This window comes from Psychrobacter celer, assembly GCF_016107555.1.
Classification (GTDB): domain Bacteria; phylum Pseudomonadota; class Gammaproteobacteria; order Pseudomonadales; family Moraxellaceae; genus Psychrobacter; species Psychrobacter celer.
The window spans coordinates 1-18,509 of record NZ_JABASU010000026.1 but is presented as its reverse complement, the minus strand read 5'-3'; the positions used below and the strand labels follow the sequence as shown (position 1 = coordinate 18,509).

Genomic DNA, 18,509 nt, shown 5'->3' with positions numbered 1-18,509 from the left:
CAGATAGCGCAGACCTTTTTTGCTTTGAGACGAGTACCTTTAGTCGCTTTGTGCGTTCGAGACAGATATTTCAAAGACTAGGCAATTCAAGAATTAGGCACTTTAAGACAGCACCGAATGGTCATGACGCCCCATGATACTAGAAAAATCTTTGTCGCCATTTTCGCGCGCGTGATCGTCGTAGAGCTCTGTCGCCTTGGCACCCATCGGTGTCTCAACCGCGGTATCTTTGGCAGTTTGCATGGCAAGGTTGAGGTCTTTTTGCATCAGCTTACTCATAAAGCCGCCTTTGTAGCCCTTGCTCGAAGGCACGTTTTCTAACACCTGAGGATAAGGGTTATAGACCTCCAGCGTCCAGTTGCGCCCAGAGCTTTGTAGCATGATGTCAGACAATACTTTGGCATCGAGGCCGTTTTTTACGCCTAGATTGATGGCCTCTGCCGTCCCTGCCATCAAGATACCTAAGAGCATATTATTACAAATTTTGGCGACCTGTCCTGCTCCATGCTCGCCTGCATGAAAGATGTTTTTGCCCATCACCGCCAGTATCGGCTCCGCTTTGGCAAATGCGTCGGCACTACCGCCAACGATGAAGGTCAAACTACCAGCGATGGCACCGCCTGTACCACCAGAGACGGGCGCATCTAAAAAGTCTATACCAAGACCAGTTGCGGCTTCTGCTACCAATCTGGCGTCAGCGGCAGCGATGGTACTACTATCGATGACCAGTGTGCCCTTGGGCAGCTCTGCTAGCAAGCCATCAGATCCATTCTCACCTAGATAGACAGAATGAACGTGCTTGCCCGCTGGCAACATACTAATCACAACGCTCGCATTGCTCGCCGCCTCTTTTGGGCTGGTAGCGACGCTGGCACCTGCTTGCTGCAGGCGCTCGCATGCTTCTGCAGATAAGTCATATACTGATAGCGGATAGCCTGCCTTTAATAGGTTTTCTGCCATCGGTGCGCCCATATTACCAAGACCAATAAAGGCAATCGTTGGTTTTGCCTCGGCACTCTTTGCTGTATTTTTGGTATTTGTGTCCTTCATACCCATCTCATCACTCCTTGATGATTGATTTTTTATGTTATTGCCAATAGCACCTGCTCGGCTGCCTAGGCAGATCTGCTCTTATTTTTAGTAGATTGTTAGTGATTGATAATCTGGCTCCCCAAAGACTCACTGCCCAGCCATCCTTTCAATGGGTGCTCGCCTGCCGCATAGGGATTGGTGAAATGCTGATAGATGTATGCCTGTCCATCGGCGCTGAGACAGTCTGCCAATGAACGCGACCAATTGGGGTTACGGTCTTTGTCAATCAGCAGCGCCCGTACGCCTTCTTTGAAGTCAGGGTTGGCAGCGCAGTGTACAGCGACATTGGTTTCTAGGTACAAGACCTGCTCAAGCGATAGGTCTGCAACTTGATGATACAGTGCGTAAGTCAACGCCACCGTCACAGGGCAGCCTGCTCGATAAGTGGCAACAGCGCGCTGCGTCCAGCTGTCTTGCGCAAAGTCGGCATCTAACTTCTCCAACGCCGCGTCGCTTTGCAAGATGACATCAATGTCACCCAACCCGCCGCTATTCATTAACTGTCCAATGGCATGCCAATAGGTGGCCAGCTTGCTAGCAGGCAACTCAGTGACAGGCTGCGCCGCTAATGCACGGCTGACGATATCGTGCGCGCTGTTATGCTGGCGCTGATGACTGGTGTCTGTACGGTGAGCGGCTTGCTGCCAATCGCTTTGTTTGAGACGTTGTAAGATGGCATCATAATCACCGCTGCTCACGGCATACTCAGCTAGATTGGACAAGATGGCATCGTTGCCATTACACATCGCCCCAGTCAGGCCTAAAAACAATCCCATCTTGGCGGGTATACGCTGCAAAAACCAACTACCAGAGGCATCAGGGAACAGCCCAATGGTCACCTCAGGCATGGCAAAGCGCGTACGCTCAGTGACCACACGGTGGCTACATCCTGCCATCAGCCCCATACCGCCGCCCATAATGATGCCATCGCCCCAGAGTATCAGCGGCTTGGAATAAAAATGCATCTGCCGATAGAGACGATACTCATGACCAAAAAACTCTGTCGCATAAGGGTTAGGTAGTGGTGCAGACTGTGACATGCTGTCATATAGCTTGCGAATATCACCACCTGCACAAAACGCCTTGTCGCCTGCGCCCTTGAGCACCAACGCCACTACCTGCTCGTCACGCTCCCACTGCTCTAATTGCGCGGCCAACAATTGACACATCTCGACACTTAGGGCGTTGAGAGATTTTGGTGTGTTAAGCGTCATAATACCAATGAGATGACCACAGTCTGTCTGTTCAGTATCAAACAATACTGGCGCGGCAGGCGTAGCAGCATTTTGATTATTGTTATCTGTTGAGGTTGTCATAAAAAGACCTACAAAAAGTAAAATGAATATTAGGGCGTTTTATCAATACGGTCTTGGGCGTTTATTTATTTTGCCAAGTTGGCTGACGTTTTTCTAAAAATGCTTGCACGCCTTCGCGCTGATCTTCGGTATCAAACAGCTTTACAAATGCTTCGCGCTCATGGATGAGGTTTTGCGCAGGCGGGTTATTTCTAGCTGCTTGGATAAGCGCTTTAGAATAACTAACGGCAACAGGAGACTGTTTGGCGGCTTTTTTTGCCAACGCTTGTGCTGCTTGTAGTCCTGCGCCTTTGTCCACGACTTCCTCAACCAAGCCGATACGCAAGGCCGTCTCGGCATCGACGCGTTCGCCGCACAATATCATACGCTTGGCCCAGCCTTCACCCACCAGCATCGGCAGATTTTGTGTACCACCAGCACAAGGTAATAATCCCACACCTGTCTCTGGTAGTGCCATCTGGGCATGTGCTTCTGCGATACGGATGTCACAGGCCAGCGCGCACTCAAGCCCGCCGCCCATCGCGTAGCCGTTGATGACTGCAATACTAACGCCGCGATAAGCAGATAAGGCTTCAAACGCTTCGCCAAAAGCAATGGCCATGCTGATGGCTCGGCCTTTGTCACCGTCTGAGAAATTATTTAGGTCCGCCCCTGCTGAAAAGAACTTTTCACCATCGCCATGAATGATTAGGGCATATACCTCATCATTGGCATTAAGATCCGTCACCAACTGCTTGAGCGCGGGCAGACTATCCATCGTCCACGTATGAGCAGGTGGATTATTTAGCGTCACGGTGGCGATGTGACCATCAATAGCTAGGTTGAGATTGGTGTAATCCGTCATAAGTAATCCTTTATTTTTATCATTATTTTTGAAATGAAGACACGCCATAAACACTGAATACCAAGATTAGCGTAGCTGGCTCAGCGCATCATCGTGCATCAGCTGACGCGAGACGATCACGCGCATGATCTCATTGGTGCCTTCTAATATCTGATGGACGCGTAAGTCTCGCACGTGACGCTCAAGCGGATACTCATTGAGATAGCCATAGCCGCCATGCAGTTGTAGTGCTTGGTTGGCCACATCAAAGCAAAGATCGGTAGACAGACGCTTTGCCATCGCACAATAGGTCGATGCTTGGCTGTCTTGATTGTCGACTTTGTTGGCCGCCAGATACAGCATTTGCCGTGCGGTAATGGTCTGGGTCAACATATCAGCAAGCTTGAATTGCACCGACTGCAGACTGGCAATCGGACTGCCAAACTGGCTACGCTCTTGCACATAATTGGTCGCGGTCTCAAGCGCCGACTGCGCTGTACCGACCGCACAGATACCGATATTGATACGTCCACCGTCCAAGCCTTTCATCGCAATACGAAAACCTTGGCCTTCCTCGCCGATTAGATTTTCGGCTGGAACTTTGACATTTTTAAAGCTGATGGTGCGTGTGGGCTGTGCTTTCCAGCCCATTTTGTGCTCGTTTTTGCCGTACTCAATGCCATCGCTATGGGCATCGACGACAAACGCCGATATACCTTTGGGTCCGGCGGCGCCTGTTCGTGCCATGACGACCAGTACATCGGTCGCGCCTGCGCCCGAGATAAAGGTCTTTTCGCCATTTAACACATAATAGTCGTCCTGCTTGTCGGCTTTACTGCGTAGTGAGGCCGCATCCGAGCCGGCATTGGGCTCGGTCAAGCAATAACTGCCAAGCCATTCACCACTGACCATCTTTGGTAGATATTTTTTACACAGAGTATCGCTGCCATACTCACCGATCATCCAGCCTGCCATATTATGAATACTCATATAAGCGGCGACCGCGGTATCGCCCCATGCCAGCTCTTCAAACACCATGGCGGAGTCTAAGCGTGGTAGCCCAAGACCGTCATACTCTGGATTGGTATACAGCCCCAAAAAACCAAGCTCGCCGGTTTTTTTGATGACATCGACTGGGAAATGTGAGGTGCGGTCCCACTCAGCGGCGTTTGGTTTGAGCTCTTTTTGAGCAAACTGTTTGGCGGTTTGGCGAAAGGCGATCTGGTCGTCGGTCAATGAAAAATCCATGGGGTCATCCTTGTACATGCATTACAAATAGAGTAAAAATGGGTCAGCCGTGCCTGTTTTAACATCAGTTAACGGTATGGTTGATACCGTGTCGGTCATAAAGTGTCGTGTTATACAGTATAACAGCGGTATAACGTCATCGACACATGCTTGTATGGCAAAAACACACATGGCGACAACCAGCAAGATATAGTCGATACACTCTAAAAATGTCATAGCGCTACTGGGATGCTGTTTTTAAATGTAGGTTGCGCAGCCTCTGGGAACGCAGCACGCAAGTAAAATTTATACCAGTAGCGCGTTTAAATCCATAACAGTTTTACATTCAGCTAACTATAGACACTATACCGCAATGACACAGACTAAGGCCTTATATCGAAATAGTGGTATTGACCCCGCGGCTGGCCTCGTCATCAAACCAGCGCGCTGTGACCGTCTTGGTTTGGGTATAAAACTGCACCGCTTGTTTGCCATAAGGACCCAAATCACCGAGTTTACTGGCACGTGAGCCTGAGAATGAGAACATCGGTAGTGGCACAGGAATTGGCAAGTTAATGCCGATCTGCCCGACCTGCACGTCTTGCTGGAACTTATGTGCTGCGGCCCCTGATTGGGTAAAGATAGCAGTGCCGTTGCCATGCGGGTTGGCATTGAGTAGCTCAATCGCCTCATCTAAGCTATCGGCGCGCATGATACACAGCACAGGGCCGAAGATCTCTTCTTTATAGATTTGCATGTCGCTTGTGACATTATCAAAGATAGTCGGTCCTACAAAGTTGCCTTTTTCAAACCCTTCAACCGTGATACCACGACCATCAAGCAGTAAGCTCGCCCCTTCTTCTACCCCTGTACCGATGAGATGCTCAACGCGTGCTTTTGCCGCAGGAGAAATCAGTGGCCCCAAATCCTTATCGTTTTTACCAGCAGATACCACTAGGCTCTCAGCTTTGGCCTTTATATCATCGATCCACTCGCCTGCCGCACCGACCAGCACCACGACAGATAGCGCCATACAGCGTTGACCTGCTGCCCCAAAGGCTGCGCCCGCTAGCTGATTGAGCGTTTGCTCTTTATTGGCATCTGGCAAGATAACGCCGTGGTTTTTTGCGCCCATCATACACTGAGCACGCTTGCCTGATTGGCTGGCACGCTCATAGACATGCTTACCCACAGCGCTAGAGCCGACAAACGACACCGCTTTGATATCTGGATGATCACAGATGGCATCAACTGTGGCTTTGCCACCATGTACGACGTTTAGCACGCCTTCAGGGACACCCGCTTCGACGGCCAGCTCAACCAAACGCATGGTCACCATCGGGTCTTGCTCAGATGGCTTTAGGATAAAAGTGTTGCCCGTGGCAATCGCCATCGGGAACATCCATAACGGAATCATCGCTGGGAAGTTAAATGGTGTGATACCCGCGCAAACCCCAAGCGGCTGCCAGATACTATAAGTGTCAACGCCTGAAGCGACATTTTCGACAAAATCACCGATTTGTAGGTTGGCAATACCTGCAGCATGCTCGACCACTTCTAAACCACGGAACACATCCCCGCGCGCATCAGCGATGGTTTTGCCCTGCTCTGCTGTCAAAGTCTCTGCCAGCTCATCCATATGCTCGCGAATCAATTGCTGGTATTTTAAAAAGATACGTGCGCGCGTGGTGATGGGTGTTTTGCGCCATGTTTGAAAGGCTGTTTGAGCCGCGGCGACGGCTTGATTTATTTCATCATCCCTGGTCTGCGGCACTTTGGCGATGACCTCTTGGCTAGCAGGATCGGTGATATCGATCCACTCGTTGGTAGTAGAGTCTACAAACTGACCATTGATGAGCTGCTGAACGTGGTGCATAAGATATCCTTATCTTGTCTGCGAGACGACCTTGTCGAGGTGTCGAGTTATACTTAAAAGGGATAAAAAACCAAAAGTTTTTATTGGATTAACAATTAATTTAAAATGATTTATTTTGTATCGTTATTGACTATAGCAATAAAACAAATTTAGGGTCAAGGGCTTTATCAAACTTTTATCTAAGATTTTTGGCTATCTGCATTTTCTTATCCTCAAAAACCAAAAAGCCCATGAGCGAGCATGAGCTTTTTAGTATTTAGATTGTATTTTGACTTATTGGGCAAGCCGCCATAAGAGAAGATTCGGGCGTGCCCTAGTAATCCTGCATAGATTGTTTGACTGCATCGATTGCAGTTGGGTTATCGAGTGTCGACATATCGCCTGTGGGTTTGTTTTCTGCTAAGGCACGAATAGCGCGGCGCAAGATTTTGCCAGAGCGGGTCTTTGGCAGTGCTTGTGGGAAATAAATAGCTGCCGGCCTTGCGATACCGCCAAGCGATTTTACCACCGCACCGATGACCTGCTGCTCAATGCGAAAGCGGTTTTCGGTCGTTTTCACTTGCTCATGATCTTTTAACACACAAAAAGCAATCGGCAGCTCGCCTTTTAACTCATCTGCAATACCGACGACCGCGCATTCCGCCATCTCAGGATGGGTACTGATGGCCTCTTCTACCTCTTGGGTACCGATACGATGACCGGCGACATTGATCACATCATCGGTACGCCCTAAGATATAAAAATAGCCGTCTTCATCAGTGACTGCATAGTCTGAGGTTGAGTACTGCTGACCATCAAACAAGCCAAAATAGCTACTTATAAAGCGCTCATCGTTGCGCCATACCGTGGTGAGACAGCCAGGCGGTAGTGGTGCACTGATCGCCAGCAAGCCTTTTTCGCCTGCCGCGCATGGCTCGCCCGTCTCTTCGTTGAGAACGCGAGCATCATAGCCATACATGGGATAACCAGGTGAGCCTTGCTTGTGCGGTTTGTGATTGAACTTGGGCGTGTTGCTCAAAATCGGCCAGCCGGACTCTGTTTGCCAGTAGTGGTCTAAGATCGGAACGCCTAAATGCTTGGTCAGCCAATTGGCTGTTGACTCATCAAGTGGCTCGCCTGCTAAGAAAAACGACTTGACACTTGAGACATCATAACGCGTCATCCATGTCTCATCTTGCTTCTTGAGCATACGCACACCCGTCGGTGCGGTAAATAAGATATTGACTTTATTGGCCTCGACGATTCGCCACCAGATACCTGGGTTTGGGCGATGCGGCAGACCTTCATACATCACACTGGTCATACCAGCGAGCAATGGCGCATAGATGGTATAAGAGTGCCCGACCGCCCAGCCGATATCTGATATCGCCCAAAAGGTCTCGCCGGCTTTGCCATCATAGATATAATCCATCGAGGTGGTCAGGGCGACTGCATGACCGCCGGTATCGCGCTGCACACCCTTGGGTGTACCGGTCGTACCTGAGGTATAAAGCAAATAAGATGGTGTGTTGGACTCTAGCCACACCGGCTCAACAATGGCATTGGCTTCGCAGCTAATGCGGCGCTGCTCAGCATAGTCGACATCGATGGCTTGCGGCTCAAATGGTAGCACCCCGCGATTGACCACCAATACATGCTCGGGCTTGACCGTTGCTTGCGCCACACCTTGATTGACCAAACTCTTATAATTGACCACTTTACCGCCGCGTAGACCTGCATCGACAGTGATGACCATTTTTGCCTCGGCATCATCCATACGAATGGCGAGGTTGTGCGCGGCAAAGCCACCAAACACCACCGAGTGCACCGCGCCGATACGAGCGCAGGCCAGCATGGCATAAGCGGCTTCTAAAATCATCGGCATATAGATGATGACGCGGTCACCCTTGCCGATACCATGACGCTGTAGCACATCGGCAAAATAATTGACTTCTTTATAAAGGTCATTGTAGGTCAGGCGGCGCTTGGCATAATCGGTATATAGCTCGACATGGTTACCCAAGTCCTTGAACGCATCAACAACAGCAGGAAAAGTCTCTATCAGCTCTTGGTTAATCTCAGAAGACAGCCAAATAAAAGCATCTTGCTCGGCGCGCTCTGCTAGATGACGGTCGACACAGTTATAGCATAGGTTGGTTTCGCCGCCGACATACCATTTGGCAAAGGGCAGATTGCTGTCATCGAGGATTTGCTCAGGCTCTTTGTGCCAATAGATACGCTTTGCTTGCTCCGCCCAAAATTGCTCTCGATCATGAATTGAGGCGTGGTAGATATCTGCAAATTGAGAGGCGCTGTCGGCCATATTGGTGGCTGACTCTTGAGTGGCAATAGGAGTTTGAATGGTGTCGCTCATAATAGCTGTCCTTAGCGTGACGATAGGTGGGCAATAAGGCCTTATCAGACATTATCATAACAACATGTCTAAATGAGGTACTGGTCATCCTTACCAGAACTAAAAAACCGATACGTTATGTATCGGTTTAAAATGTAGCAGAGCAATCGATAAAGGTCAACTATTATGCCTATATTCTCATCGATATTTTAACACAGGCAGGTGCATCATGGGTGCCCATTTTTGTCTATCAAACCTCTGTTTGATCGGCGTACATCTCTCGCATGACTTTTTTATCGTGTTTTCCGACTGAGGTCTTTGGCAAATCATCGACAAACTTAAACTGACTTGGGACGCCATATTTGGGAATGATACCACGCTCGACTGCTTTTTCTGCGATGGCTTTGATATCCTCGACTTTAGTATCTTGGCAGGCAGGTTTTAGGACAACCAACGCCAGCGGACGCTCGCCCCACTGCTTATCACGCACTCCAATCACCGAGACATCAGCCACCGCTGGATGCAGCGACAAAATCGTCTCAATCTCTAATGATGATATCCACTCACCACCTGATTTGATCACATCTTTTAGACGATCAGTGATACGGATATAGCCATCAGGGCGTATGTATGCGATATCTTGAGTGTGCATATAGCCGTTTTCCCACAGCTCTTTGCCAGCATCGTCATTTTTTAGATAGCTTTGGGTTAGCCACGGCGCTCGTAGTACCAGCTCGCCTGTCTTATCTTTACCTGTGCCTACTGGCTGGTTGTTTTCACCCCATATCTGCGCATCGACCATCAGTACTGGCTTACCGGTCATACAGCGGCGCGCAACATCCTCTTCTTCGCTCATTTCAGGCTCATCAAGGCTAAACTCCGTCAGGCTAATCAAAGGCGCTGTCTCTGACATACCGTAGCCGGTATAGACCTCGATATCTTGCGCGAGAGCCGCTTTAGCTAATCCTTCGGTTAATCGCGAGCCGCCGATGATCATTTTTAGACCATCAAAGCTCTTATCACGATCTTGGGCTTCTTTTAGCACCATTTGTAGTATCGTCGGCACACAATGCGTAATGCTGACCTTTTCATTGATGATGAGATCGAGCAAAGTATCAGGCGCATAACGACCTGGATAAACTTGCTTGAGGCCTGTCATCGTCGCAGTATAAGGAAAGCCCCACGCATGCACATGGAACATCGGCGTCATCGGCATATAGACGTCGCCATAGCTGACGCCTTGCTTGTTGGGCAACATACCCAAAGTCGCTGCTTCTGTGAGCGTATGCAACACCAGTTGACGATGGCTAAAAAACACGCCTTTTGGATCGCCTGTCGTACCTGAGGTATAAAAAGTCGTGGCGATGGTATCTTCATCAAAATCTGGAAAATCAAATTCACTATCAGCCACTGCCAGCAGTGCCTCATACTCTCCTGTGATGCGGTTTTGATTGCCGCCAAACACACCCTCGTGCGACACCCCATTATCATCTAGCCAAATAATATGCTCGATACTGGAGTTTTCAAACTGATAGTCTTTAACCAACGGCGCAAACTCAGAGTTGAGCAACAGCACTTTGGGCTTGGCGTGGTTGATGGTATAGAGGATTTTTTCTGGTGATAGGCGGATATTGACCGTTTGTAAGATATATTCTGACATCGGAATCGCAAAATAAGACTCAAGATAGCGGTGGCTGTCCCAGTCCATGACCGCAATCACGTCGCCGGCATCTAAGTAGAGGTCTGCCAGCACATTGGCTAAGCGATTGATACGCGTAAACAACTCTTGATAAGTAAAGCGCTGTTTATCTGCATACACGATTTCTTGCTCGAGCGATACCGTCTTAGCACGATTAAGAAGCTGTTTGACAAGCAATGGATAGTCATAAGCAGCAGGTGCACTGTGATAGATATTTGACATAAATGTAACGTCCTTGTTTTTCGTTTTTGTGGATAACAGATACTTATAAGTAAAGCATGAAACATCCAGATTGTCGTTGTTTTTTCTTACTGAAAAGTCAATGCCAAACCTTTGTCAGCCAAGCACCTACTTTAAAATAGGTTAATCATATAAAGTATGAATACTGTTGATCGATAGTAAGAAAAAAGCCATGCCATGTAAAGCGGTCTCAGGTAAAGAGCGCCAACCGTAGGATTGCATACCTCGTCTATCTACTTTACCGATATTCTGCTTTGCCGATATTCGACAAGGGATTTACGCGGCGTGTGACTTGGTCTTAATCATCCCAATACTAGCAACCAATAACGCCAAAATCTGCACAAACAATAATAGACACACCGTCAGCGACCACTGTCCGCGCGCATAGGTGATACCGCCCAGCCATGCACCCAGCGTGCCGCCTGCATAGTAACCCATATAATATAGACCCGACGCCAAAGATCGACCTTTTTTGACATTGACTGCGATATAACTGATGGTCGCCGACTGGGTAATAAACACTCCAGACGACATCACCGCCAGCCCAATCACCACGCCCCAAAGCGGCGCGACCAATGTCAGCAGTACGCCAAGCATAGAGACCACCACGGCCACGCGTACCGTACGCGCTGAGCCAAAGCGGCGCAGCAATGTGGTAGAAAGCGGCGTGATGATCACCCCCAGTAAATACACGGCAAAAATATTGGCAAGCGCCCCAGTGCTCAGCTCATAAGGCGTATCTGCAAGGTGCAAATTGATAAAGGTAAAACAGCCAACCAACGAAAACAGCACGCAAGCGCCAAGTAAGCAGGCGGTGACCACGTAACGATTGACTAAGTGCTCGCCGAGCGTCTGTATCGCCGAGCGAAAGTTTGGATTGGCCACAAACTGCCGCGACGCAGGCAGCATCTTAGTAACCCATAAAGCGCCAAGTAGCGTCATCGCCGCCATCACATAATAGCCTGCACGCCAGCCGATCAGCTCATGCAAATGCCCTAATAAAAACCGGCCCATAAAGCCGCCGAGCACAGAGCCTGATACATAAAACGACATCAGCTCTGTGACCGCACGCCCCTCAAACTCCTCGCCGATATAAGCAATCGTCACCACCGTGATACCGGGTACAGAAAACCCCTGTAAAAACCGCCAAATCCCCATCCAGCCGATGCTCGGGCTTTGAGCGATAAGCGCCGTTGGTATCGCCAAAAACAATAAGGCACCAACAATAAACACCTTACGGCCGACAGCATCAGACAGCATACCCAAAAAAGGCGACATAATAGCGATAGCTAAGATTGTTGCGCCCACAACCATGCCTGCTTGTACCTCAGTCGCCGAAAAATCTGTGATAAGCACTGGCAAGATAGCCTGCACAGAATAGACCTGCAAAAAAGCAAACATGCCGATAAGCCCCATGGTCAGCTTTAATACCCATGAAGGCGAATGGTGTGGCGTGTTTGCGTGATATGCTCTCTCGCCGTTTGAGTGGTGAGCGTCGGTGACGTTGCGACTTGTTGTATGATGTATTGGTTTCAAAATAGTACTGACTATATTGGACGCTAAAAAGCGTAAGTAAAAAGAAAGTAGCGCTCTAGGTATTTTAATTACCTACTAACCCTTAGCGCTTATTAATTAATGAAGCACTATAGCACGAGCGATATCAGTTTTAAGGGCACAAAATGTTATTGATACTTATCACCTAGGCTCTCAAGTGGCTCGGTATTCTATCTGAGTATGGACATTCTTAAACGTCCAGCAAAAATAACGTCCAACAAGTCCTAAGCTTATACATCGCTCTCTTTGACATATTAACTATTAAAACCTACTATAAATCGGCTTTTATCAGCTTACTCTGTTGTTAAGATTGACTATTAAGCAATGCACTGAACTTTTTAAAAGACAACTATCAAAAGACAACTACTATGACGAATTGCCTAATGCGTTTGAGTATAGCTACAATCACAATAGCTACCTACGCGCTACTGTCTACAGCGCCTGCTTCAGCTAAGATTGCACTAACAGAAACGACACAGACAGTGCCAACGCCAACCTCAACGTCGGTAGCATCGCTAAACCAAGATGTCACTTGTATTCCTGACAGTGCAATTAGCGCTGATAATTTAAGTCAAACAAAAAATAACGGACCCTTTAACATTGCTAGCAAAAAAGTACCACGTGAGTTAGTAGACGGCTTTGGCGGTGGCACTATTTACTATCCGACTAACGCTGGCAACTGCGGACGTTTGGGCGCAATTGCTGTGATACCTGGCTACGTCTCTTATGAATCGTCGATTAAATGGTTGGGACCCCGCCTAGCTGCTTGGGGCTTTGTCGTGATTACAATGAATACCAACTCTATTTATGATAGACCCGATAGCCGCGCTAAGCAGCTAAGCCACGCTTTAGATTATGTAATCAGCGATAATACCGTAGGCAATATAGTAGATCCTGATCGCTTAGGGGCAATTGGTTGGTCCATGGGCGGGGGCGGCGCGCTCAAACTGGCATCTACGCGTAGCGACGTACGCGCCATTATGCCACTCGCCCCTTATCATGATAAAAGCTATGGTGAAGTAACAACGCCGACTTTTGTTATCTCCTGTGAGTACGATGTTATTGCGGCTAATAACAAGTATACCAATTTGTTTTATAAACAAGCGACAGGGCCTAAGATGAAGATTGAGGTCAATAACGCCAGCCATCTCTGTCCAAGTTACCGCTTGAATGAAAAGCTACTAAGCAAGCCTAGTATCGCGTGGATGCAGCGTCATATCAATGGCGATACCCGCTTTGATCAGTTCTTATGTGGTCGAGAAGACTATAGCATAAGCCCGCGTATATCGAATTATGATTACGCTGACTGTCCCTAACTGACTTGCATACTTGGCTTGTATGTTCCCTGTACAACAAAAGTTACCGTAGGGATAAGTCTAACTAATTAAGCGTATTATAGTTCCCGAGTGAATAAAAAGAATTATTCAAAAAACCACTTAAAAGACTACTTTTATACATTCGTGAACGTCATTCACTATAGAGGCTTATATGTCAGAAGAATTTAAAAAAGATCAGATACATGACCTAGGCGCTGGGTTTTGGAACATTAGAGGCTCTTTTGTCAGAAATGGTATGGTCGATATCGGTAATCAATCAGCGCTCATTAAGCTAGCATCAGGGAAGTTTATTTTGCTAGATAGCTATACTTTAACTGGTGAGGTGCGCGAGCAAGTGCTGGCGCTGACCAATAATGGTAAAGATATTGAAGCCGTGCTCAATGTACATCCCTTTCACACTGTACACTGTGCGCGCGTTGCCAAGGATTTTCCGCACGCTACTTTCTATGGTAGCGCTCGCCATCATAAGCAGGTGCCCGAGGTCAACTGGAGCAAGGATTACGTAGAAAGCGAAGCTGTAGCCCAGCGCTACCCTGAGCTACAGTTTTCACAACCAAAAGGTATCTATTACATAGCCCCAGACGACTCCGTACATTCAGGCTCGCTTCTCGTCTATCACCCTGCCAGTCAAAGCCTTTATGTCGACGATACCTTTGAGATACCGCCATCAAAGAAGTTTAATGATGTGCAAGCCGGTATCAACCTACATGCGACCACACTTAAAGCATTAAAAGATGAGCCTGACGCTGGCAAAGCGTACTGCGACTGGGCGACAAAGCTTGCTCACGAGTGGCGAGAGGTGCGTAACTTTTGCGGGGCCCATTCTGGTCTAGTCGTCTTTGCAGAAGGTGAGTTTGAAGCTGCATTGCTATCGAGAATTGATAACGCGCGCGCTGATTTAGAAGCGGCCTCTAGCCAGACCTAGCCAGACTTAGTCGAAAGGCCTAATCGATATGCAGTTACGGCAACTGTAAAGCTTGGGACAAGTTACAAAAGTTGTGTAACGATACTAGCGGCTTGAATCCATTACTCTTTACTAGTGACTTGTTTATCAAACGATGTACTATCATAGAGTTTACAATTAAAATTATTAACATCATGGAGGAGAATAACCATGGCAGAAAAGATACATGATCTAGGGTCAGGGTTTTGGAACATACGCGGCGAGTTTCGCATCGGCGGTGTTATCAATATCGGTACGCAGTGCTCGCTTGTCAAATTAGAGTCCGGCAAGTTTATCTTCTTAGACAGCTATAAGCTGACAGGTGAAGTGCGCGATAAAGTGATGGCCTTGACTAATAACGGTCAAGACGTCGAAGCGGTATTGAACGTACATCCATTCCACACGGTTCACTGCGCACAGATGGCACAAGATTTCCCGCAAGCTACCTTTTACGGCAGTCGTCGCCACGCCAAACACGTACCAGAGGTGGACTGGAGTGAAGACTTGGTCGAGAGTGATGTGGTCGCTAAGCGCTATCCTGAGCTTGAGTTCTCTATGTCACAAGGCATCGATTATATCCATGCTAATGAGATGATTCATGCCGGCTCGTTATTGGCTTATCATCCTGCGAGTAAAAGCTTGCACGTTGATGATACTTTTATGAGTCCGCCAACCAAACTATTAGGCAAAGTATTGCCAGAGGTGATGCTGCATCCCACAACCAAAAAAGCGCTTAAAGACGAGCGGAATGCCGGCAAAGAGTACTGTGACTGGGCGACTCAAATTGCTCATGACTGGGACGTACGTAACTTCTGCGCCGCGCACTCTTACTTAGTCAAATTTAAACAAGGCGAGTTTGAAGAAGCGTTACTTAAAGCCGTAAATAAGGCTCGCCCTAAGCTTGAAAATGCTTAAGGAAGATTCAGTTTAATAAAAGCCTCTGCATTTATAGATGCACAGTAAAGATAAGGAAAAACTATGGCAAAACTAGAGTCCAATATCGAACTAGAAGCAGCGGCATTTCGGCGTTTATTGGCTCATTTAGATGAGCGTAAAGATGTACAAAATATCGAGCTGATGAACCTTGCTGACTTTTGTCGCAACTGCTTGTCCAAGTGGTATAAAGCGGCTGGCGAGGAGCGTGGTATCGACATCGACTATGAAGACGCTCGTGAGCTGATCTATGGTATGCCCTACTCTGAGTGGAAGCAGAAGTATCAACAGCCAGCCACACCTGAGCAGTTAGCGCGCTTCAATGAGCTTGAAGCGGCTAAGAACAAAGCAGAATAAGATTACGAGATACAGCTCAAAATTTAAAATAGACGAAGCCGCTAAATTAGCGGCTTTCTATGGATTTGAGTATACTACTAAATCCTACCGTACCTTGTTTTTGCATCTTGCGATCAAGCAAGCGGCCGATCAGAGGTAATGGTATCACTAATCGACCTTCAGATATCCATGTTACCTGCGTAGTACCATCGCCTAAATCTTTTAAATCTATGCTCCCTTTGCGGTGATCCACTTTAACAGGTCTGGCTTTTTCAATCTTGTACTGCATATGAGTCGGGCGCTCAAACGCCGTAATTCGCTCCCAAAATTTGACTGGTCCCGTCTGAATGGTACGTAAAGCACCAACGCCGTTACGCTCGTCATCGCCTTTTGTTAGTAGCTTAGCCGCCCCTACCGCTTTGAATAATCCATAACTGGCATGATCGCTTATGGCTTCAAACACCTCATCAATCGGTTTATTTACGGTACGCTCTACTTTTATTTTAAACATCGGATTATCTCTTTTATGGGAAATGAGAAGCTATTTAGGCGAGTTATATATTGTTATAGCACAACTTTTACTACAAAGCAGTACGCTATTACATGATATCGCTGCTTATATGCATCCGAGCCAGATGTTTTATCGCTTCTGATGTTTAGCACGAATACTGAATTAAGATAACAAAGCCTTTAATTCAATTTTATTATTAATGATATCAGCTAAAGTATAGCCCTCTAAAACACTCACAAAAGCAGTAAGAGCTTCAAAAAACACACCCTTTAATCGGCATGCAGGACTGATGACGCAGCCTTGCTTTGTAACTGATAAGGGCTCGTTAGCTGTCTCATCAGCCGTTTCATCAATCAAGGTTATCGGTAAGCCTTGTTGCGTCGTGGCATCAGTCTTAGGTACAGTTGCCGCAAAGCACTCAACCAACGCAAAGTCCGGCTCTATCTGCTTAATGAGTATACCTAAATTGATATTTTCAGGCGCACGGGCAAGCCTGATACCGCCATTTTTACCGCGAATCGTCTCTATATAACCCAATTGACCTAATTGATGAATAATCTTTGTCAGATGACTTCTCGAGATATCATAGCTGTTAGCAATATCACTGATGTTCGCTAAAGCCTGCGCCTCAGGCTTTACGGCTAGATAGATTAAGGAGCGCAGCGCATAATCACTATAGTTCGTCAACTTCATGGGCAAATGCTCCTTAACAATTCAAATTTAACCAAACAAACCATCTGGTCTGGGCTTGGACAATATCGGTAAATAGCTGATGCAAAATAGTACAAAGCAGCTAATCCAAGCGCCTTGCGCAATCATCACCCATAATAAGTAATGTTCGACAGCGATAATAGGTAAAAATGCGCGGCTGACAAATACTAATACCATGAGCGCAAACATCACATTGACCATCTTTGGCGGCTGATGAATATTGCGCCCTGTATGCCCTAGTGATACTCGCGCCATCATCGCCAGTGTCATCATACCAACGCCAGCGATAGATAAAGCGTGTACCGCCAGACTGTGACTAAAGCCAAGCCAAGGCTGCAAAGCATATAAGACGAAGCTTAAACACATGCCCAAAAACGCTAAATACAAGGACCAAAGTAAAGGCTTTTGCCAAATCTTTGGGTGATACCAACCGGCTAAACGTATGAGATTGACTATAGCGACGCCAAGAGCAGTGATAGTGAGCAGATATTTATTAGGATAAAATAGATCAATGATAAAAAAAGTCAAGAAAAAAACCAGACTCAAGACATCTTGCCATTTGCTATTGCGCACTTTGACATCAATACCATCATAGGCCAATCCGCGCTCAATAAAAAACGGTACCACGCGCCGGCCAATCGTCAACACTAAGCCGATAATTAGATAAAACCCTAAATACACCCCTATCTTAGTGACAGTCATATCATTAGCAAAAATGCCCCAATAGCACAGTCCATTGCCTAAGGTGAGTAGCGCAAGTTTGGCCAAAATCCCCATTTGCTTGTATTGCTTAACTTGCAGTACGGCTCGAAACACTACCCACGCCATTGAGGCGACAAACAACATATCAAATATAGCCGCTAATAGTAGTAGCCCCGCACCAATATCTAGACCTAAGCCAAAGGCCAACCAGCTCAAGCGCGCGATTAACCAATAGCTAAAAATAGCTAGCAGCTTATAGCCATAAGGCATCTTCACCCCAGTCCAAGTCTGCACAGCGGTCAATAAAAAACCTGCGACCACGGCTAAAGCATAACCATAAATCATCTCATGACCATGCCAATACAGCGGATTCAATGTCTGCGCGTCGATATCAGTATGACCGGTAAAAACGAACGCCCATAAAGTCATGATAATTACTGCAAAGACTGCCGCCCCACTAAAGAAAACGCGAAAACTAAGATTGAGAATAGGGTGCGGTGAGCTTGGTGGCTGCGTCGGTAATTTGATTGATTGCATAGCGTTCAGCTTATGATAGTGATTCATTTAAATAACAGTTATTTAACATTCATTTTAAATGAATGTTATAAGTTGTTCAATGCCTGTCATTTTTTAATATGTGAGAAGCGAGCTAGAATTTTTAAATCAAAAAAAAAGCCACCTAAATGGTAGCTCATATATAGCACTCAATGAAATATTCTTAATTATTTATCCAGCGTTGCCGTAAAACCACCCACTTCAGGGGGTGGCTATAAGGCAACTTAAGTAGTTATGCTTGCGCAAAGAAAGCTGTTTAGTGTGGCATATTTTGCTGTTCGATATACTGGCGGGTAATCTCAACTGGAGCACCCCCGCAGCT

General features: G+C 47.2%; 15 protein-coding genes. 4 read left to right on the top strand and 11 right to left on the bottom strand.

Annotated elements, in window-relative coordinates:
* Positions 1-102: 102 nt before the first annotated feature.
* The 8 genes from mmsB to JFC05_RS10845 all read right to left on the bottom strand — a co-directional run bounded on the left by mmsB (position 103) and on the right by JFC05_RS10845 (position 12,021).
* Entirely contained in the window at positions 103-1,056 is a 954-nt protein-coding gene (mmsB, locus tag JFC05_RS10880; protein WP_198336891.1) for a 3-hydroxyisobutyrate dehydrogenase, read from the bottom strand.
* A 92-nt stretch (positions 1,057-1,148) separates the two neighbouring features.
* A complete protein-coding gene (locus JFC05_RS10875) occupies positions 1,149-2,408 on the bottom strand; it encodes an enoyl-CoA hydratase/isomerase family protein (RefSeq protein WP_198336890.1) in 1,260 nt (419 codons plus the stop codon).
* A 61-nt stretch (positions 2,409-2,469) separates the two neighbouring features.
* Entirely contained in the window at positions 2,470-3,252 is a 783-nt protein-coding gene (locus JFC05_RS10870) for an enoyl-CoA hydratase (protein ID WP_192993541.1), read from the bottom strand.
* Positions 3,253-3,318: 66 nt separating this feature from the next.
* Positions 3,319-4,479 (bottom strand): acyl-CoA dehydrogenase family protein, encoded by a 1,161-nt coding sequence (locus JFC05_RS10865; RefSeq protein WP_198336889.1) that lies wholly within the window; start codon positions 4,477-4,479, stop codon positions 3,319-3,321.
* Between the two features lie 370 nt (positions 4,480-4,849).
* Positions 4,850-6,334, bottom strand: coding sequence for a CoA-acylating methylmalonate-semialdehyde dehydrogenase (locus JFC05_RS10860; RefSeq protein WP_198336888.1), 1,485 nt, complete (start codon positions 6,332-6,334; stop codon positions 4,850-4,852).
* A 313-nt stretch (positions 6,335-6,647) separates the two neighbouring features.
* Positions 6,648-8,687 carry a propionate--CoA ligase gene (locus tag JFC05_RS10855; RefSeq protein WP_198336886.1) on the bottom strand — a complete coding sequence of 680 codons (2,040 nt, stop codon included), beginning with the start codon at positions 8,685-8,687 and terminating at the stop codon, positions 6,648-6,650.
* 229 nt (positions 8,688-8,916) lie between these two features.
* Positions 8,917-10,587, bottom strand: coding sequence for a fatty acid--CoA ligase (locus JFC05_RS10850; protein WP_198336885.1), 1,671 nt, complete (start codon positions 10,585-10,587; stop codon positions 8,917-8,919).
* A gap of 294 nt (positions 10,588-10,881) precedes the next feature.
* Positions 10,882-12,021, bottom strand: a complete 1,140-nt coding sequence (locus tag JFC05_RS10845) for an MFS transporter (RefSeq protein WP_265091145.1) — start codon at positions 12,019-12,021, stop codon at positions 10,882-10,884.
* A gap of 506 nt (positions 12,022-12,527) precedes the next feature.
* Between JFC05_RS10845 and JFC05_RS10840 the strand changes: the two genes are divergently transcribed.
* The 4 genes from JFC05_RS10840 (at position 12,528) to JFC05_RS10825 (ending at position 15,729) form a co-directional block, all read left to right on the top strand.
* Entirely contained in the window at positions 12,528-13,475 is a 948-nt protein-coding gene (locus tag JFC05_RS10840) for a dienelactone hydrolase family protein (RefSeq protein WP_198336884.1), read from the top strand.
* Positions 13,476-13,647: 172 nt separating this feature from the next.
* Positions 13,648-14,421 carry a hypothetical protein gene (locus tag JFC05_RS10835; protein ID WP_198336883.1) on the top strand — a complete coding sequence of 258 codons (774 nt, stop codon included), beginning with the start codon at positions 13,648-13,650 and terminating at the stop codon, positions 14,419-14,421.
* A gap of 189 nt (positions 14,422-14,610) precedes the next feature.
* Positions 14,611-15,354 carry a hypothetical protein gene (locus JFC05_RS10830; protein ID WP_198336882.1) on the top strand — a complete coding sequence of 248 codons (744 nt, stop codon included), beginning with the start codon at positions 14,611-14,613 and terminating at the stop codon, positions 15,352-15,354.
* A gap of 63 nt (positions 15,355-15,417) precedes the next feature.
* Entirely contained in the window at positions 15,418-15,729 is a 312-nt protein-coding gene (locus JFC05_RS10825; protein WP_025646541.1) for a DUF1244 domain-containing protein, read from the top strand.
* A gap of 46 nt (positions 15,730-15,775) precedes the next feature.
* On the opposite strand, the gene JFC05_RS10820 is transcribed toward JFC05_RS10825, so the two are convergent.
* The 3 genes from JFC05_RS10820 to JFC05_RS10810 form a co-directional block, all read right to left on the bottom strand.
* Positions 15,776-16,219, bottom strand: a complete 444-nt coding sequence (locus JFC05_RS10820; protein WP_198336881.1) for an SRPBCC family protein — start codon at positions 16,217-16,219, stop codon at positions 15,776-15,778.
* A gap of 162 nt (positions 16,220-16,381) precedes the next feature.
* Positions 16,382-16,912 (bottom strand): Rrf2 family transcriptional regulator, encoded by a 531-nt coding sequence (locus tag JFC05_RS10815; RefSeq protein WP_198336880.1) that lies wholly within the window; start codon positions 16,910-16,912, stop codon positions 16,382-16,384.
* Positions 16,913-16,939: 27 nt separating this feature from the next.
* Positions 16,940-18,169, bottom strand: a complete 1,230-nt coding sequence (locus JFC05_RS10810) for an NnrS family protein (protein WP_198336879.1) — start codon at positions 18,167-18,169, stop codon at positions 16,940-16,942.
* Between the last annotated feature and the right edge of the window lie 340 nt (positions 18,170-18,509).

What these genes read in the sequence shown, in the direction of transcription:
- JFC05_RS10865 (WP_198336889.1), bottom strand. Translation starts at nt 4,479, where the DNA reads ATGGATTTTTCATTGACCGACGACCAGATCGCCTTTCGCCAAACCGCC.
- JFC05_RS10810 (WP_198336879.1), bottom strand. Translation starts at nt 18,169, where the DNA reads ATGCAATCAATCAAATTACCGACGCAGCCACCAAGCTCACCGCACCCT.
- JFC05_RS10835 (WP_198336883.1), top strand. Translation starts at nt 13,648, where the DNA reads ATGTCAGAAGAATTTAAAAAAGATCAGATACATGACCTAGGCGCTGGG.
- JFC05_RS10840 (WP_198336884.1), top strand. Translation starts at nt 12,528, where the DNA reads ATGACGAATTGCCTAATGCGTTTGAGTATAGCTACAATCACAATAGCT.
- JFC05_RS10850 (WP_198336885.1), bottom strand. Translation starts at nt 10,587, where the DNA reads ATGTCAAATATCTATCACAGTGCACCTGCTGCTTATGACTATCCATTG.
- JFC05_RS10815 (WP_198336880.1), bottom strand. Translation starts at nt 16,912, where the DNA reads ATGAAGTTGACGAACTATAGTGATTATGCGCTGCGCTCCTTAATCTAT.
- JFC05_RS10825 (WP_025646541.1), top strand. Translation starts at nt 15,418, where the DNA reads ATGGCAAAACTAGAGTCCAATATCGAACTAGAAGCAGCGGCATTTCGG.
- JFC05_RS10875 (WP_198336890.1), bottom strand. Translation starts at nt 2,408, where the DNA reads ATGACAACCTCAACAGATAACAATAATCAAAATGCTGCTACGCCTGCC.
- JFC05_RS10845 (WP_265091145.1), bottom strand. Translation starts at nt 12,021, where the DNA reads ATGGGGCTTATCGGCATGTTTGCTTTTTTGCAGGTCTATTCTGTGCAG.
- JFC05_RS10860 (WP_198336888.1), bottom strand. Translation starts at nt 6,334, where the DNA reads ATGCACCACGTTCAGCAGCTCATCAATGGTCAGTTTGTAGACTCTACT.
- JFC05_RS10870 (WP_192993541.1), bottom strand. Translation starts at nt 3,252, where the DNA reads ATGACGGATTACACCAATCTCAACCTAGCTATTGATGGTCACATCGCC.
- JFC05_RS10855 (WP_198336886.1), bottom strand. Translation starts at nt 8,687, where the DNA reads ATGAGCGACACCATTCAAACTCCTATTGCCACTCAAGAGTCAGCCACC.
- JFC05_RS10830 (WP_198336882.1), top strand. Translation starts at nt 14,611, where the DNA reads ATGGCAGAAAAGATACATGATCTAGGGTCAGGGTTTTGGAACATACGC.
- JFC05_RS10820 (WP_198336881.1), bottom strand. Translation starts at nt 16,219, where the DNA reads ATGTTTAAAATAAAAGTAGAGCGTACCGTAAATAAACCGATTGATGAG.
- mmsB (WP_198336891.1), bottom strand. Translation starts at nt 1,056, where the DNA reads ATGGGTATGAAGGACACAAATACCAAAAATACAGCAAAGAGTGCCGAG.